The 15,363-nt window shown below is 69.4% G+C and carries 16 protein-coding genes, 1 tRNA gene and 1 pseudogene; 8 read left to right on the forward strand and 10 right to left on the reverse strand.

What is annotated here, in order from left to right; genetic code table 11:
- Window positions 1-44: 44 nt before the first annotated feature.
- Complete coding sequence (gene dcd / locus W7U_RS19410; protein WP_008261591.1) at window positions 45-617, reverse strand: dCTP deaminase; 573 nt, start codon at window positions 615-617, stop codon at window positions 45-47.
- A gap of 29 nt (window positions 618-646) precedes the next feature.
- A complete protein-coding gene (locus W7U_RS19415) occupies window positions 647-1,282 on the reverse strand; it encodes a hypothetical protein (protein WP_179300167.1) in 636 nt (211 codons plus the stop codon).
- A gap of 174 nt (window positions 1,283-1,456) precedes the next feature.
- Between W7U_RS19415 and W7U_RS19420 the strand changes: the two genes are divergently transcribed.
- Window positions 1,457-1,530: transfer RNA gene (locus W7U_RS19420), tRNA-Gly, on the forward strand.
- A 10-nt stretch (window positions 1,531-1,540) separates the two neighbouring features.
- Here the strand turns inward: W7U_RS19420 and W7U_RS26830 are convergent.
- Window positions 1,541-1,927: a hypothetical protein gene (locus W7U_RS26830; protein WP_008261595.1), complete on the reverse strand. Its 387-nt coding sequence runs from the start codon at window positions 1,925-1,927 to the stop codon at window positions 1,541-1,543.
- A 255-nt stretch (window positions 1,928-2,182) separates the two neighbouring features.
- Here W7U_RS26830 and W7U_RS19430 point away from each other — a divergent pair, with 255 nt between their 5' ends.
- Window positions 2,183-2,989, forward strand: a complete 807-nt coding sequence (locus W7U_RS19430; RefSeq protein WP_008261597.1) for a L,D-transpeptidase — start codon at window positions 2,183-2,185, stop codon at window positions 2,987-2,989.
- Window positions 2,990-3,138: 149 nt separating this feature from the next.
- On the opposite strand, the gene W7U_RS19435 is transcribed toward W7U_RS19430, so the two are convergent.
- Complete coding sequence (locus W7U_RS19435; protein ID WP_036389690.1) at window positions 3,139-3,636, reverse strand: hypothetical protein; 498 nt, start codon at window positions 3,634-3,636, stop codon at window positions 3,139-3,141.
- Window positions 3,637-4,027: 391 nt separating this feature from the next.
- Between W7U_RS19435 and W7U_RS19440 the strand changes: the two genes are divergently transcribed.
- The 4 genes and pseudogenes from W7U_RS19440 to W7U_RS19455 all read left to right on the forward strand — a co-directional run bounded on the left by W7U_RS19440 (window position 4,028) and on the right by W7U_RS19455 (window position 7,747).
- Window positions 4,028-4,366 (forward strand): DUF732 domain-containing protein, encoded by a 339-nt coding sequence (locus W7U_RS19440; protein ID WP_008261601.1) that lies wholly within the window; start codon window positions 4,028-4,030, stop codon window positions 4,364-4,366.
- A gap of 153 nt (window positions 4,367-4,519) precedes the next feature.
- A complete protein-coding gene (locus W7U_RS19445; protein ID WP_008261604.1) occupies window positions 4,520-4,864 on the forward strand; it encodes a DUF732 domain-containing protein in 345 nt (114 codons plus the stop codon).
- 44 nt (window positions 4,865-4,908) lie between these two features.
- Window positions 4,909-6,311 (forward strand): annotated as a pseudogene (locus W7U_RS19450) (mannitol dehydrogenase family protein).
- The gene (locus tag W7U_RS19455) at window positions 6,308-7,747 is read left to right on the forward strand and encodes an FGGY family carbohydrate kinase (RefSeq protein WP_008261608.1); all 1,440 of its coding nucleotides are present in this window, start codon (window positions 6,308-6,310) and stop codon (window positions 7,745-7,747) included. Before W7U_RS19450 ends, W7U_RS19455 begins: the two are co-directional and overlap by 4 nt.
- Here W7U_RS19455 and W7U_RS19460 read toward each other — a convergent pair.
- Entirely contained in the window at window positions 7,683-9,191 is a 1,509-nt protein-coding gene (locus tag W7U_RS19460) for a diacylglycerol kinase family protein (RefSeq protein WP_008261610.1), read from the reverse strand. The two genes, W7U_RS19455 and W7U_RS19460, sit on opposite strands and share 65 nt — an antisense overlap.
- A gap of 41 nt (window positions 9,192-9,232) precedes the next feature.
- On the opposite strand from W7U_RS19460, the gene W7U_RS19465 reads away from it, so the two are divergent.
- Window positions 9,233-10,006, forward strand: a complete 774-nt coding sequence (locus W7U_RS19465) for a hypothetical protein (RefSeq protein WP_008261612.1) — start codon at window positions 9,233-9,235, stop codon at window positions 10,004-10,006.
- On the opposite strand, the gene W7U_RS19470 is transcribed toward W7U_RS19465, so the two are convergent.
- From W7U_RS19470 to W7U_RS19480, 3 genes are all read right to left on the reverse strand, one after another.
- Window positions 9,994-10,665, reverse strand: a complete 672-nt coding sequence (locus tag W7U_RS19470; protein WP_008261614.1) for a GAP family protein — start codon at window positions 10,663-10,665, stop codon at window positions 9,994-9,996. The two genes, W7U_RS19465 and W7U_RS19470, sit on opposite strands and share 13 nt — an antisense overlap.
- A 66-nt stretch (window positions 10,666-10,731) precedes the next feature.
- Window positions 10,732-11,406, reverse strand: a complete 675-nt coding sequence (locus tag W7U_RS19475; protein ID WP_008261616.1) for a GAP family protein — start codon at window positions 11,404-11,406, stop codon at window positions 10,732-10,734.
- Window positions 11,407-11,436: 30 nt separating this feature from the next.
- Complete coding sequence (locus W7U_RS19480; RefSeq protein WP_008261617.1) at window positions 11,437-11,742, reverse strand: hypothetical protein; 306 nt, start codon at window positions 11,740-11,742, stop codon at window positions 11,437-11,439.
- A gap of 71 nt (window positions 11,743-11,813) precedes the next feature.
- On the opposite strand from W7U_RS19480, the gene W7U_RS19485 reads away from it, so the two are divergent.
- The gene (locus W7U_RS19485; RefSeq protein WP_036429635.1) at window positions 11,814-13,349 is read left to right on the forward strand and encodes a glycosyltransferase family 39 protein; all 1,536 of its coding nucleotides are present in this window, start codon (window positions 11,814-11,816) and stop codon (window positions 13,347-13,349) included.
- Between the two features lie 3 nt (window positions 13,350-13,352).
- Here the strand turns inward: W7U_RS19485 and W7U_RS19490 are convergent, their stop codons facing one another.
- Both W7U_RS19490 and W7U_RS19495 read right to left on the reverse strand, forming a co-directional pair.
- On the reverse strand, window positions 13,353-14,180 hold the full coding sequence (locus tag W7U_RS19490) for a glycoside hydrolase family 16 protein (RefSeq protein ID WP_009956078.1): 828 nt from the start codon (window positions 14,178-14,180) through the stop codon (window positions 13,353-13,355).
- Window positions 14,181-14,296: 116 nt separating this feature from the next.
- Entirely contained in the window at window positions 14,297-15,316 is a 1,020-nt protein-coding gene (locus tag W7U_RS19495; RefSeq protein WP_008261621.1) for an NADP-dependent oxidoreductase, read from the reverse strand.
- Window positions 15,317-15,363 lie beyond the last annotated feature (47 nt).

Genomic DNA, 15,363 nt, shown 5'->3' on the forward strand with positions numbered 1-15,363 from the left:
AACTAAGTATCGCGCAGAACGGGGGCGAGCGGGCCCCGCAGAACCTATGTAGACGATATGAAGTTCTGATAGGAGCGCGACGGCGTGGGTCCTCGCTGGCCCTGGTACTTCGAGCCCACTCTCGAACTGCCGTAAGGGTGTTCGGCCGGGCTGGTCAACCGCAAGATGCACAGCTGACCGATCTTCATGCCCGGCCACAGCGTGATCGGCAGGTTCGCGACGTTGGACAGTTCGAGGGTGATGTGACCGCTGAAGCCGGGATCGATGAAGCCGGCGGTCGAATGCGTCAGCAGGCCGAGGCGGCCCAGCGACGACTTGCCCTCCAGCCGTCCCGCGAGGTCCTCGGGCAACGTGATGAGCTCCAGCGTCGAGCCGAGCACGAACTCGCCGGGATGCAGCACGAACGGCTCCCCCTCGACGGGCTCGACAAGGGTGGTCAGCTCGTCCTGCTGCTTGGCCGGGTCGATGTGGGTGTAGCGGGTGTTGTTGAACACCCGGAACATGCAGTCGAGGCGAACGTCGATGCTGGACGGCTGCACCAGGGCGTCGTCGAAGGGGTCGATGCCCAACCGGCTGGCGCTGATTTCGGCCCTGAGGTCGCGATCGGAGAGCAGCACGCGACGAGCCTATCTGCTGCGCAGCGGGTTCAGCGGAGATAGACCTCGTCGCCGGTCGGATATCCGCCGCCGGTGGTCGTGACGTGCACGTGGTCGTAGTGGCCGAGCCGGCTGGCCTGCGCTCCGCCGGGTGTGTAGTAGACGCCCCGCCAGATCGCGTCCTGGATCCCGAACCGGGTGGCGTTCTGCATCACGTAGGCGACGATCGAGTCGCCCAGCGCGATGCCCTCGGCGCTGCCAGGGTTGGGGATCATGACGTCGAGCGCCAACCCCCGGGGATGCCAGGGCAGCGAATCCGGCCGCACCCCACCGATCTCGTGGATCTGGGGGAACTCCGCGCTGATGCTGCGCTCGACCAAGATCGTGCGGACCTGAAGGCCCTGCTCCGGCGCGACGCCGGCGGGCAGGAAGCGCGATCGCGTGTGGTAGCGCGATGCCGCGGCGGGCTCGCCGTCAACCAGCCCTTTAGCGGGCCGCTTCGACGCGGCTGTCACGATTTGCACGCAACAGGGGGCGGGCTCGCTGATCACGGGTTTGGCCTGGTTGTGCGGTGCAAATGGATGGACATCGGCGGACACCGCGAAGAACACCGCCGCGGGGGCGAGCACCGCAGCCAGGGCCACTGACGGTCTACGTCGCTTCCTGGCTAATTCGTGTCGACCCACCCGGAGCACATTACGTTGCGATAACGAAATAATAAATCTGAGCGTTATGAGAATAGTTAGATAGGCGTCTTAGATTTCGTGGTCGCGCTCCTGGGCCGGGTTGTCGGGGGAGGTCAGGCCGCCCGGGCGCGCCTGCCGGCCCGGTGATGGATGCTAGCCTTCTGAGGCGACTGTGCCGATGTAGTTCAATGGCAGAACATCAGCTTCCCAAGCTGAATACGCGGGTTCGATTCCCGTCATCGGCTCCACGATGACAGCTCAGGCTGCGGCAGCCAGCGTCCGCGCGTAATTCACTTGCTGGGTGACACTGATCGTCGCCTGAGGTCCCGCAGCGGGAAGCAGTGTCGAGTGGAAGAACCCGTCGCCCTGAACGGTGACCTGGATATAGCCCGTGTATCTGCGGTCCTTCATCAGCAGGAAGAGCAGTCCCAGCAGGCAAAACCAGACGAAGATGATGCAGAGGACAATGCCGGCGGTGGAGATGCTTTCCGAATAGTGCGACATGTCGGTCACGGTCCACACCGTGCCCTTTATCGGGTGCACGCCGGCCGGCGTTGCTACCCAATGCTGCGAGAAAGAGATGTCGCCGAGTGTCCCCAGCCATTGCTCGGGCTCGCCACCCTGGTACTTGATCGGGTCTGCCACTCGGCGATTAAAACACGGACACTCCGCTGGTAAGAGCCGAATTTGAATTGACTCTGCCAGCGGGGCGGGGCGCGCGTCTCGCGGCTTCACAATTGCCCCGGTCGCCCGTCTCGTCGCCAGGCCGCCGAACTAAACGTCCGTATCCAAAACGTGACCGTTGCGTGCCCAAATATCCACGTGCCCTTGCGCTTTCGCAGGTCAGACGCCATTTATCATCCCTATTGCAACGATGTCAGTTAAAAGGGAATTGAGGCCATGCGGACCGGTGTTCGGTGTGTTCTTGGGGTCGTCGGGGTCGCTGCCGGAATGGTCGTAGCGCCGGCCGGTGTGAGCCTCGCGTCGGCCAACCTGTCGCATGGTCCGGCCATCGCGTCGGTTTCACCGGCGCGCGGCGAGGTCGTGGGCGTGGCGCATCCCGTGGTGGTGACGTTCCGTGGTCCGGTCACCGACCGGAGCGCCGCCGAGCGGGCGGTTGAGGTCAAGTCGACGCCCGCGATGACGGGCAAGTTCGAATGGCTCGACAACAAGGTCGTCCAGTGGGTGCCCGATCGATACTGGCCGGCGCACAGCACAATTGCGCTGACGGTGGGCCAGGCGACCTCGGAGATCAAAACCGGTCCCGCCGTCATCGGGGTGGCCAGCATCTCGCAGCACACGTTCACCGTGAGCATCGATGGGGCCGAGGCGGGACCGCCGACCCAACTCCCGGCGCCGCACCATCGCCCGCACTTCGGGGAGCAGGGCGTGATGCCGGCCTCGCTCGGCAGGCCGGAATACGCGACGCCGGTCGGCTCGTACACCGTGCTCTCGAAAGAGCCTGCGGTGACCATGGATTCGAGCAGCGTCGGCATCCCCGTCGACGACCCCAACGGCTACCTGCTCACGGTCAACTACGCCGTCCGCATCACCAACCGCGGACTATTCGTGCACTCGGCCCCCTGGGCCGTCCAATCACTGGGGCTTGAGAACGTCAGCCACGGCTGCATCAGCCTGAGCCCCGATGACGCCGAGTGGTACTACAACCACGTCAACGTCGGCGACCCGGTGATCGTCCAGGACTAGCGCCTCAGTCAGACCGAGCTGCGTCAAGCGGCGCCCTCGCAAACGAAGCTCCGCACCCACATGCAAGCCGGGTGCGGAGCTTCGATTGTTGGGGCACGCAACGGAACGGGCCCGCTGGTAGGAACCAGCGGGCCCGCACACATTCGGGCTCAGCTCGCGGGGCCCGGGCGAATCGGCTGACCGGACGTCGGCCCGCCGGTGGGCGCCGGGCCGGTCGGCGCGTCCTTCACCCCGGCCATGTCGATGATCGGAGCGGCCGCCTCCAAGGGAGCACCCGCCACCGGGCCGCCCAGGGCGATCAGCGGCGCACCGGCGGGCACCACCGGCACCGGCGGCACGACCGGCACGGGCGGCGCGAGCGGCAGTGGCGGCACGATCGGCACCGGAGCACCGAGCGGCACCGGTCCGGGCACGGCCATGGGCACGCCGGACATGTCAGTGAGCGGCGCCGCGCACATGTCCGCCGGCGCGCCCGCGGCCACGGGACCTCCGGCGGCCGGCGCCGCGTCGCCCGCTTGCCCCTGGATGCACGCGTGGCCGCCCGTTATCAGCGGGGCGGCCGCCGCGTCGGGGCTCAACGCTATAGCTGCTCCGCACAACCCAGCGCCGGCAACTACTTTCATGTTGAACCGATCGACGATCGCCATCAGCGCCAACTCTCCTTCATTCACGCTCAGCTATTTCCGCAATCAATCAGTGCAGCAGGCCCGCCTAGCCGTACCGAGGCCGTCCTTCACGACCGGGCCAATTGTCAGCAGCCGACACGCGACACGAGCCACGCCGCACCGCGCCGTTTCCAAATGGTGACGTCACAACGCTGTCACGAATCGGAACACCGCCGACGGACATCGCTGACCTGCGCCGACACGCATGCGTTCTGGGGCTTCTCCCGGGGTCGGCCGCCGACTTCGAATCCCGCGGACTTTATTTACCCGCAGGTCATTCACAGGGAATTTTTGATGCACAAAGTCTGTCCAGGAGGTTACATAGAAGTGAACACCGTGAGAGCAACCGTTGACAGACAGAGGGGAAGGGCATATGTCACCACGTCGTCTAGCTGGCGGTTTCATCGCCTCGGCGCTGTTCGGTGCCCCGCTTCTCGCCGGCCTCGTCTGGGCCAGCCCCGCGCAGGCCGACGCGGCCAGCTTTCTCAATGACATGCACAAGGACGGGATCCACGCCGTGACCGGCGGCGACGCCGCACTCCTGGAGGCGGGCCTGAACATCTGCCAGCAAATTTCCTGGGGCGCCCCGCCCGCGCAGCTCGAGGGCCTGGCGCTGCAGCGCTCCGACGAACGACAGGGAGCCGGCGGCCTCAGCCCCCAGCAGGCCGGCGACATCGTCGTCTTCGCCATGCGCGATCTGTGCCCAAGCTAGCCACGCCGAGCTGAGTCCTCGCACACCGCGCGCGCAGCCGCGCGGCCAGTCTTCGCCGACTATTCATCCTCCGGATCTCCCGCGCGGCGGTCCATGCACTTTTGTGTAAAGGTGCATCATCCGCATCGCGCAAAGACACAAGGAGAACGTGGGATGGCGGCACGCAGGCTGCACGGCCGGTTCATCGGAGCGGCGCTGACGTTGGGTCCACTTCTGATCTCGGGAATTGCCTGGGCCGGCCCGGCGCGGGCCGACCAGGCCGCCTTCCTCAACGACCTGCACAACGCCGGGATCCACGCCGTCGACGGCGGCGACGACGCGCTGTTGCAGATGGGCGCGGATCTGTGTCAGCAGCTTTCGTGGGGCGCTTCGCCGCAGCAGCTGGAGCTGCTGGCGCTGCAGCGCTCCGATGCCGACCAGGGCTCCGGCGGGATCAACGGCCGCCAGGCCGCCGACGTGGTGATCTTCGCCCTGCGCGACCTCTGCCCCAACGCCTAGCAATCAGCTAGCCGCAGCGGACTCCGCGCTAAGGTGACACTCGAGTGAAGCTGAACGCACGGAACCTGACCGGTCTCGACATCCTGTCCCGACCTATGACCGCAGCCAAATCGGCATCGGCATAGCGCATTTCGGTGTCGGCGGCTTTCACCGCGCCCACCAGGCTATGTACATCGACCGGCTGCTCAACGCCGGGCTCGCGCGGGACTGGGGCATCTGCGGTGTCGGCGTGCTGCCGGGCGACCAACAGATGCGCGACGCGCTGCGCGACCAGGACCACCTGTACACGCTGACCCTCGAACACCCCGACGGCACGCGGGAACCGCGGGTCATCGGCTCCATCGTCGACTTCCGTTATGCGCCTGAGGATCCCGACGCGGTCATCGAACTGCTCGCCGCCCCGGCAACCCGGATCATCTCACTCACCATCACCGAGGGCGGCTACCAGCCGCCCCTGAGCGCGGTGTTCGGGTTGGTGACCGAGGCGTGCGACCGGCGCCGGGCGCGCGGCCTGCCCTCCCCCACCGTCGTGTCCTGCGACAACATCGTCGGCAACGGGGACACGGCGCGGCGCGCATTCACGTCCTACGCACAGCGCACCAATCCCGAACTCGCACAGTGGATGAACCAGAAGACACGCTTTCCCAACTCGATGGTCGACCGGATCACGCCCGTGACCACGCCGGACGTGGCCGAGCGGCTGGAGGCCGAATACGGCGTGCGCGACGCCCGGCCCGTGGTGGCCGAGCCGTTCGCCATGTGGGCGATCGAGGACGACTTCGCCGACGGGCGCCCGCCCCTGGACCAGGCCGGTGTGCAGCTGGTCGACGACGTCGCGCCGTACGAGGCAATGAAATTGCGGTTGCTCAATGCCGGCCATCAGGGCCTGTGCTACTTCGGATACCTGGCCGGATACCGCCTGGTGCACGAGGCCGCCCAGGATCCGGTGATCGCCGAATTCCTGGCCCGCTACCTGGATTCGGAGGCCATGCCGACGCTGACACGAATCCCGGGGCTGACCGAGTTCCGCAACCAACTACTCCCCCGGTTCGCCAACGCCTACGCGCGCGACACCGTCGCCCGGCTGTGCACCGACTCCTCGGACCGCATCCCGAAATGGCTGCTGCCGGTCGTGCACGACAATCTGCGCACCGGCGGTCCGGTGCGGCTGTCCGCGGCGATCGTCGCGAGCTGGGCCCGCTACGCCGAGGGCGTCGACGAACAGGGCCAACCGATCGAGGTGATCGACCGGCTGTCCGACACGTTGGTGCCGCTCGCCCGCTCGCAACGCGACGACCAGGACGCGTTTCTGGCCAACCGCCCGGTGTTCGGCGACCTCATCGACGCCCCGCGCTTCCGCGACGCCTACCGGTGGACCCTGGACTGCCTGCACCGCCGCGGCGCGCGCGCCACGCTGCGGGCCCTGGTCGGGGACGACGCGTCATGACGCTGGTCGCCGGGATCGACTCCTCGACGCAATCCTGCAAGGTGCTGGTGTGCGACGCCGAGACCGGAGCGGTGGTCCGCGAGGGCCAGGCCGGCCACCCGAGCGGGACCGAAATCGACCCGCGCGCTTGGGAATCCGCCGCGCGAGAGGCCATTGCGAACGCGGGCGGGCTGGATGGCGTCGATGCTGTGGCCGTCGGCGCGCAGCAGCACGGCATGGTGTGCCTGGACGAAACCGGCGCGGTGGTGCGGCCCGCGCTGCTGTGGAACGACGTGCGCTCGGCCGACGCCGCGCACGCCCTCGTGCGCGAGCTGGGCGGGGCGCGCGCGTGGGCCCAAGCCGTCGGCGTCGTGCCGCTGGCCGCGATTACCGTGGCGAAGTTGCGCTGGCTCGCCGACCACGAGCCGCGCCACGCGGACCGCACCGCGGCGGTCTGCCTGCCCCACGACTGGCTGACGTGGCGGTTGCGCGGTGACGCCGACATCGCGGGGCTGACGACCGATCGCAGCGACGCCAGCGGCACCGGCTACTACGACGCCGCCACTGGCGACTACCGCCTCGATCTGCTGGAACTGGCGCTGCGCGGCCGACGTCCGCGGCTGCCCACCGTGCTGGGCCCATCCGACGGGACAAGCAGTGGCACAACACTATTCGGTGCGGGTCTGGGCGACAACGCCGCCGCGACGCTGGGCCTCGGCGCCCAAGAGGGCGACGTGATCGTCTCGATCGGCACGTCGGGGGTGGTGGCCGCGGTCACCGCGGATCCGGTCCGCGACGACGCGGGGTATGTCGCCGGATTCGCCGACGGCACCGGGCGCTACCTTCCGCTGGTGTGCACGCTCAACGGCGCGCGGGTGCTCGACGCCGCGGCCGCGATGCTGCGGGTCGATCACGACGAGCTGTCGACGCTCGCGCTGTCGGCGCCCCCGGGCAGCGAAGGTGTGGTCATGGTTCCCTACCTCGAAGGTGAGCGAACACCCAACCGGCCCAACGCAACCGGGGCATTGCACGGCCTGCGGGTCTCCAACGCGAACGCGGCCAACCTGGCCAGGGCCGCGGTGGAGGGACTGCTGTGCTCGCTCGCCGACGGCGTCGCGCATCTGGCCGCGCGCGGTGTCGTCGCGCGCCGCATCCTGCTGGTCGGCGGCGGCGCGCAATCCAGGGCGCTGCGCGAGATAGCGCCGGCAGTGTTCGGCATGCCGGTGCTGGCGCCCGCCCCGGCGCAGTACGTCGCGGCGGGCGCGGCGCGGCAGGCGGCCTGGGCGCTGAGCGGCTCGCCCCGGCCGCCTGCGTGGGAGCCGCCGCCGACGCACGAATACACCGCCGAACCCTCGCCCGAGGTGCCCGCCCGCTACGCGCGGGTGCGCGATCTCACCGAGGGGGCCGCGCGTCGGGAAGCGGACGAAACACCGGAAGGATCCGGTATTTCGCGGTGAAGCGGGCCTGGTCGTATTTGTCCCCGACCTCGCCGTCGCGGGCAACGGTCGTGGGGCCGTCGACGGCGCTGAAGCTGAATTCGGGCACCTGTAACTCGTGGTAGAGCGGGCTGCGTTCCAGCCGGCCCAGCGCCAGCGCGGTCAGGATCCGGGTCCTGGCCCATGGCCGGCCCGCCTCGAGGATGCGAACATCGATCAGGCCGTCGTCCATGCGGGTCCGCCGCGCCGGCGCGAAACCGGTGGGCAGGTACAGCGAATTGCCCAGGAAGAACAGCGAAGTCAGCAGGGTCTTGTTGTCGTAACAGATGCGCACCGGCTCTTCCTTGCGCAGCGTGCGCAGCATCGCGTAAAGACCCGCCAGCGGCTTGCCGATGCGCTTCTCGAGCTTTTCGCGCCGCCGCACGAACGCCGGGTAGGCGCCGATGCTGGCGGTGTTGAGCACCATCTGAGAGTCGTTGAGGCACACCAGGTCCACGCACGCCACGCTGCCGCGCCGAATCGCGTCGACGGTCTTGGCCACGGTGTCGCAGCCGATGTCCTTGGCGAAGTGGTTGAACGTGCCGGCGGGGAAGACCGCCAGCGGGAGCCCGGCGTCGATGGCCACCCCGGCCGCGGCCGCCACCGTGCCGTCGCCACCGCCCACCGCGAGCACCTCGGCGCCGGCGGCCGCGCCACGCAAGACCTCGACGGGGTCGTCGTCGGGACCCAGCTCGCGGATGTCCACCTTCGGCAGCTCGGCGCGCACCTCGTCGAGCACGCGGGCCCCGGTGCCGCTGCCCGACTCCGGGTTGATGACCAGGACCACGCCGGCGCCGTCCGGCCGCGGCGGCGTCTCGACGCGCAGCGGTTCCGTTCGCGGAAGGGCGGTTTCGACGATCGGCGGCACGAGGCGGCCACCCAGCACGGCCAGGCCGGACCCGATCCCGAACCCGGCGACGACGTCGCCCGGGTAATGCGCGCCGGTCGCCACCCTCGACAGGCCCACCAGCCCGGCCAGCAGCGCCAGCCCGAAGCCCAGCGGCGGGTTCTCCAGGCCGACCCCGACGGCGAACGCGGCCGCGCTGGCCGAATGCCCCGACGGCAGGGAATTCGACGTCGGGCGGCGGCGGACCTGCCGGACGAGGGGCACCAAGTCGTAGCCGGGACGCGGGCGCCGCCGGATGCGCTTGGCGAACTGGTTGGTGACCAGGCTGGTGGCGGCCAGCGTCACCAGCCCGCGGGTCGCGCCGCGCTGCGCGCTGTGCCTGCCGGTGGCCAGCAGGGCCGCGCCGATGGCCAGCCACAGCTTCGAATGGTCGGCCGCGCGCGTCAACCGCGGCATGACCGTGTCCAGCAGCGGGGTGTCCGTCTCGGCGATCGCGTCGAACAGCTCGCGATCCAGCGTGCCGAGTCCTCGGGTGATCTGTTTGACGCCGCGCGCGCGTCGCCAGGGCCGCCTGTTCATTCGCTCCACCCTAACCATGGGTGACAATCGATCGGAAAGACATGGACGCACAGGGCTATTGCACGAGATGGCGGGAGAACGCCGAGCGCCGCGGCGTGCCCCCGCACGCGCTCGCCGAGATCAGCCGGCGCCACGACATCACGCGCGCCAGCTTCGTGGTCCTCGCGAGGATGCAAGAGATCAAGGACCCGGCCGGCCAATCCTTCTTCCTGCTGCCGCCCAGCGCCGGCGGGGGCGACGCTCGCGCGGCGGCGCTGATGACCTACATCCTGAACGCCGGCAGCGATTACGGCGCGGCGGGCAAGCGACCCACCGACTTCCCGGCCACCCCTCACTGCGCCGCCGAGGTGACCCGAATCCGCTTGCGGCAGCAGGCAAACGGCTGGAGCTACACCCGCGACGTCCCGTTCGTGCACCGCAACGGGGGGCGCCTGGTCACCACCCCCAACGGCATGCTGATGGGGTTGGGCGGCAACTGGATCCAGCGGCTGTTCAGCCAGCGGGGCGGCACCACGTGGGGCGATATCTTCATGGTGAACCTGGGCCGGCTCGACGACCCGGCAGAGCAGCTGTGCCGGGTCGTCGCCTCCGGGCACACCTGGTGCCTTGACGGGCACGGCGCGCCGCGCTGCACCCGGCTGGACCTGGACCGGGTGCTGCACCACGAAGAGCGGCACGCGCAGCAATGGGCGGCCCGCGGCTATCTGGGCATGCTCACCGGCTACGGTCGGGAGTTGTTCCGCGAGTTGGCCTTTGGGGCGACCAACAGGCTCGAAGCCGACGCCGGCCTGGCCGACGGCGGCTACAGGGCGTGAATCCCGTGGTAGAGCACCATCGCGCCGATCACCACCAAGACGGCCGCGAGCAGGGCGGCGTTGTTGCGGTCCATCCAGTCCTTGAGGCGCGCCAACGTGTCGTCGAGGCGGCTGCCGGCGGCCACGTAGGCCAGGATCGGGATCGCGACGCTCGACGCCGCGATGGCGACGAAGAACGCGGCGGCCGCCCAGTCGCCGGCGACGCCGAGCCCGCTGGTGCCGATCCCCAATCCGGCCGGGACGCAGATGAGCGCCACGTCCGGGCGCACGAGGGCTAGCACCGCGCCGGTGATCCCGGCGCGGGCCGGGGTGATGTTGGCGAACGAGCGCATCCACGCCGGCGACTCGGATTGGTCGTTTCGGCGGAGCCACCGGTAAACGCCGAACGCGATCAGCGCCGCGCCCAGCACCACGCGCAGCCACGACGACCACCGCGGCGGCGCCTTGTCCAAGCCGCCGAGCAGCCCGGAGGCCGCGACGGCCAGCGCCGTCAGCGCGGCCAGGCTGAGCAGCCAACCGCCCAGGAACGCCAGGCTGCTCGGCCGCGGCCGCGGCGCCTGCAGCACCAGCACCGCCGGGATGACCGTGAGCGGCGACAGCGAGATGACCAGTCCGAGCGGAACGAGCCCGGTCAGCACCGTGCCCCAGCTTCCTGCCATGGGCGGCATCCTCCCATTGCCGTGCCGAAGTGACGCCGAAACGCGCCGGAGTCGGCCGAACGCGGGTCAGGCCAGCGCGCGAATCCCGTTGTAGAGCACGATCAACCCGATCAGGAACAGGATCACGGCCAGCATCGCGTCGTGGTTGGCCTCCATCCAGGCCTTGAGACGTTCCAGCGTTCCCTCGAAGCGGTCACCCGAGCCGGCATAGGCCAGGATCGGGATCGCCACCGTCGACGCGGCGACGACGACGAAGATCGCGGCCGCGACCAACTCGCCGCCGGCGCTCAGGCTGCTGTTGCCGACGGCCAAACCCGCCGCCGCGCACAGGATGAGCACCTCGGGCCGCAGCGGCACCAGGACCGCCCCCACCACCCCGGCGCGCGCCGGGGAGAGCGTGGAAAACGACCGCATCCACCGCGGCATGCTGCGGTGGCGGTGCCGGGTGAACCAGTGGAACGCCGCGAGCGCGAGGAGCGCCACCCCGAAGACCAGGCGCACCCAGGACGCCCATTTCGGCGGGGTCGCATGGAAGCCGCTGAGCGCCTCCGAGCCGGCGACGAACGCCGCCGTGAAGGCGACCAGCCCCACCAGCCAGCCGCCGAGGAAGGCGAGACTGGCCGGGCGCGCCCGGGGCGCGTGCAGCACGAGCACCGCGGGGATGACCGTGATCGGTGACAGCGCAATGACGGCCGCCAGCGCGACGAGCTTGCTCAGGACCGAGGCCCAACTTGCGTCCACGGGCAGCAATCATCGCATTGCGCGGTGCGGTCAGGCTTTGCGGCGCAGCGTCCAGGCCGGCACCCAGTGCGTCACGGTCTTGCGCCGGGATCCGTAGGCGACGGGATAGGTCACCAGGCCCCACCAGTCGCCCTGCTCGCACAGGGCCCAGCAGCTCAGCCGGCCCTCGACGACCTTGTGCAGCTGCAGCCCGTTGGGCTGATAGCGCCCCGAGCGGTGCGGCTCACGCGGGAACAGCACCGTCAGGTCGACCAGGACGGCGATGGGCGGGCGGACCGCGCGAAACGGGTCACGGACCGGTTGGCCGTTGTACCCGATCGATGCGAGCCGTCCCATTGATCGATCATACGTTCGAATCAGGGGCCCGGTCGGCCGATCCTCCCGGGCCGTTCTGGCACCATAGCGATGTGTTCAGCCCCGGCGTGCTCGGCAGCCGCCGGCCTGCCGTGGCGGCCGCGCTGGACCCGTTGCTCGTCGCGGCGCTGGCCGTCGCGGTGAGCATGGCCGGGGCCGCCCGGCCCTCCTTCTGGTACGACGAGGCCGCGACCATCTCGGCCTCCTACAGCCGTTCGCTGGCCCAGATGTGGCACATGCTGGGCAATGTCGATGCCGTCCACGGCCTGTACTACCTGCTCATGCACGGGTGGTTTCAGGTCTTTCCGGCCACCGAGTTCTGGTCGCGCGCGCCGAGTGGCCTGGCGGCGGGGGGCGCGGCCGCCGGCGTGGTGGTGCTGGGCAAGCAGTTCTCGTCGCGGACAGTCGCGATCGCCTCCGGCACGTTCTGCGCGATCCTGCCCCGCACCACGTGGGCGGGCATCGAGGCGCGGCCCTATGCCCTGTCGATGATGGCCGCGGTGTGGCTGACGGTCCTGCTCGTCCACGCCGCGCGCCGCGACACCCGGCGGTTGTGGCTGGGTTACGGTGTCGCGCTGGCCCTCTCGATCGTGCTCGACGCGTATATCGCGCTGCTGCTGGGGGCGTACGTCGTCTTCGTCGTCGTCTTCCACCGCGGCCGAACCGTGTTGGCGCGCTTCGCCACTGCCTCGGCCGTGGCGGTGGGTGCGGTGTTGCCGTTCCTGTTGACGGTGGCCGGCCAGGCGCACCAGATCAGCTGGGTCGCCCCGATCGGTCACCGCACCATCGAAGACGTGGTGATGCAACAGTATTTCGAGCGAAGCCCCCCGTTCGCCATCCTGGCGGCGCTGCTGATGTGTGCGGCGATTGTGTTGTGGCTCAGCGGGTCCGCGCGGCTGGCGCCATCGGAGCGGCAGCTGTTGGTGCTCGCGGCGGGGTGGCTGGCCATTCCCACCGCCGCGATCCTGACCTATTCGGTGCTGGTGCACTCGATCTACACGCCGCGCTACCTGTCGTTCACCGCGCCCGCGATGGCGCTGATCCTGGGGGTCTGCGGCGGCGCGGTGGCCGCCAGGCCCTGGGTCACCGCGGCGCTGGTCGGCCTGTTCGCCGTGGCGGCGGCGCCGAATTATGTTCGGGCGCAGCGCAACCCGTACGCCAAATACGGGATGGACTACAGCCAGGTGGCCGACCTGATCACCGCGCGGGCCGCGCCGGGCGATTGTCTGCTGGTGAACGACACGGTGACGTTCATGCCGGCCCCCATGCGCCCGTTGCTGGCGGCTCGCCCGGATGCCTATCGCAAGCTGGTCGACCTGACGCTGTGGCAGCGCGCGACCGACCGCAACGACGTCTTCGACACCAACCTCATCCCCGAGGTCGTCGCCAAGCCGTTGAGCCACTGCGGCGTGGTCTGGATCATCACCCAGGCCGACCCGTCACAGCCGGCGCACGAGCGGGGCGCCGCGCTGCCGCCGGGCCCCCGCTACGGGCCGACCCCGGCGTTCGCGGTGCCGCACGACCTGGGCTTCCGGCTGGTCGAGCGGTGGCAGTTCAACCTGGTTCAGGTGCTCAAAGCCACGAAATGACCGCTACCAGATGCGCAGGTAGTCCACCAGCATGGACGCCGGGAAGACACCCGCGGCGGGGTCACCGGCGCCCACCCCGCCTACGGCGAGCGTGAACATCGGGGTCATCCAGTAGCCGGGGTTGTTGAACGGCCACCGGAAGTCGTCGGGCGCGCCGCCGGCGACGTGGATGGGCTTGTTGGGCACCTTGTAGTACTGCGCCCCGTCCCGGAAGAACTCGAATCCCTCTTCGCCCCAGTGCATTCGCCACGTGTGCCAGTTGCCGTCGACCAGACCGGGAATCGACCTGCCCTCCCAGGTCTTCCCGTTGGACGCCGCGTGGACCGTGGTGCCGGGGGCCCAGTCGCCGTTGCCGTACCACTCGAAGATGTCGACCTCGCCGTCGGGCAGCGGGTCCTCGTTGACACCCCAGAAGGACGGCCACAGGCCGGGGAACAAGCAGTCCAGCTTGATCCGCGCCTCCCAGGTCTGGTTGATCATGCTGCGGAAGTTGCCGCGCAGCTTGCCGCTGTAGTAGGTGTTGCTCATCAGATCGTGGGTTGCGCACAGGACGAGGTTGGAATTGCCGTCCTGGAACACGTTTTGGCGATCGTCGCGGTAGATCCCCTCCACGGGCGGGAACACGTCGTCCTGCCAGGTCTGAATCGTCCACTTGCCGGGATCGGGAGGCGAGCCGGCCGGCCCGTCGAACTCGTCGGCGAAGATGTAGGGCCCGCCGCCGGCGGCCGGCGGCGCCTGCGGCGCCGGCGGGGTGGCCCAGGCACCCGGCAAGCGCATCGCAGCCCCCAGCATGCCGAGCCCCGAGATCAACATCATGCTGCGACGATCCATCTACAAACCACCCATCGTTGAAAGCCGGCACGTCAAGCCCGGCGCGCTCTCCCCAGGCAACTCTCGCAAACGGTGTTATAACACCACGCGGTGGGGGTGCGGCGCATCCCGCGGCCTCAGCGCGCGCCGGGTTCGCTGATTTTGACCAGCGTCTTGCCGACGTTGACGCCGGTGAACAGGCCGTTGAGGGCGTCGACACACGACTCGATGCCCTCAAAGATGGTCTGCCGGTGGTGAAGTCGGCCCTCGGCCTCCCAGCCGCGCAGCGCGGCGAACGCCTCGTCGAAGCGGCCCCACTGGTCCAGCGCGTTGAAGCCCTGCATCAGCGCGGTCTTGGACAACAGGTTCACGTAGTTCGCCGGCCCCGGGTGGTCGCCGGTCAGGTAGCTGGAGATGACGCCGCACAGCACCACCCGCGCGCGGGGGGCCAGCCGGCCCAGCACGGCGTTGAGGATGGGCCCGCCCACGTTGTCGAAGTAGACGTCCACCCGTTGCGGGCAATGCTTTTTGAGCGCCGCGACGATGTCGTCGTTCTTGTAGTCGATGCACGCGTCGAACCCGAAGTCCTCCACCACCGCCCGGCATTTCTGCGGGCCGCCCGCGATGCCCACCACCCGGGCGCCGGCGATCTTGGCGATTTGCCCGGCCACCGATCCGGTGGCCCCCGCGGCCGCCGACACCACCACCGTCTCCCCGGGCTGCGGTCGGCCGATGTCGGTCATCCCGAAATAGGCGGTGGCGCCGGTCGGCCCGTACACCGACATGATCGCCAGCTGGTCGTCCTCGCCCGGGATCGGCGTGCTGAACAGGTCGTCGCGGATGATCACGTATTCCTGAAACCCGGTCAGCGTCGTGACGACGTCGCCGACGGCGAACGCGTCACACCGCGACGCGACCACCTCGCCGATGCCGGCCGCGCGGATGACCTCACCCAGCTGCACCGGCGGAAGGTAGCTGGGCTGGTCGTCGAGCCAGGTGCGGGCGGCCGCGTCGATGCCGACGTAGGTGGTGCGCAGCAGCGCCTCCCCCTCGGCGGGTTCGGGCGCGGGCGCGGTGACCATTTCCGTGTCGTCGGGCCGGACGAGCCCCGACGGGCGACGACGCAACAACACCTGGCGGTTCGGCAAATCGGGCACGATCCCCAAAACTACCGAACGGGCCGAAAACGCAGAAGCGAATGGCA

Origin of the sequence: Mycobacterium sp. H4Y (genome assembly GCF_000364405.1) — a bacterium.
Taxonomy (GTDB): domain Bacteria; phylum Actinomycetota; class Actinomycetes; order Mycobacteriales; family Mycobacteriaceae; genus Mycobacterium; species Mycobacterium intracellulare.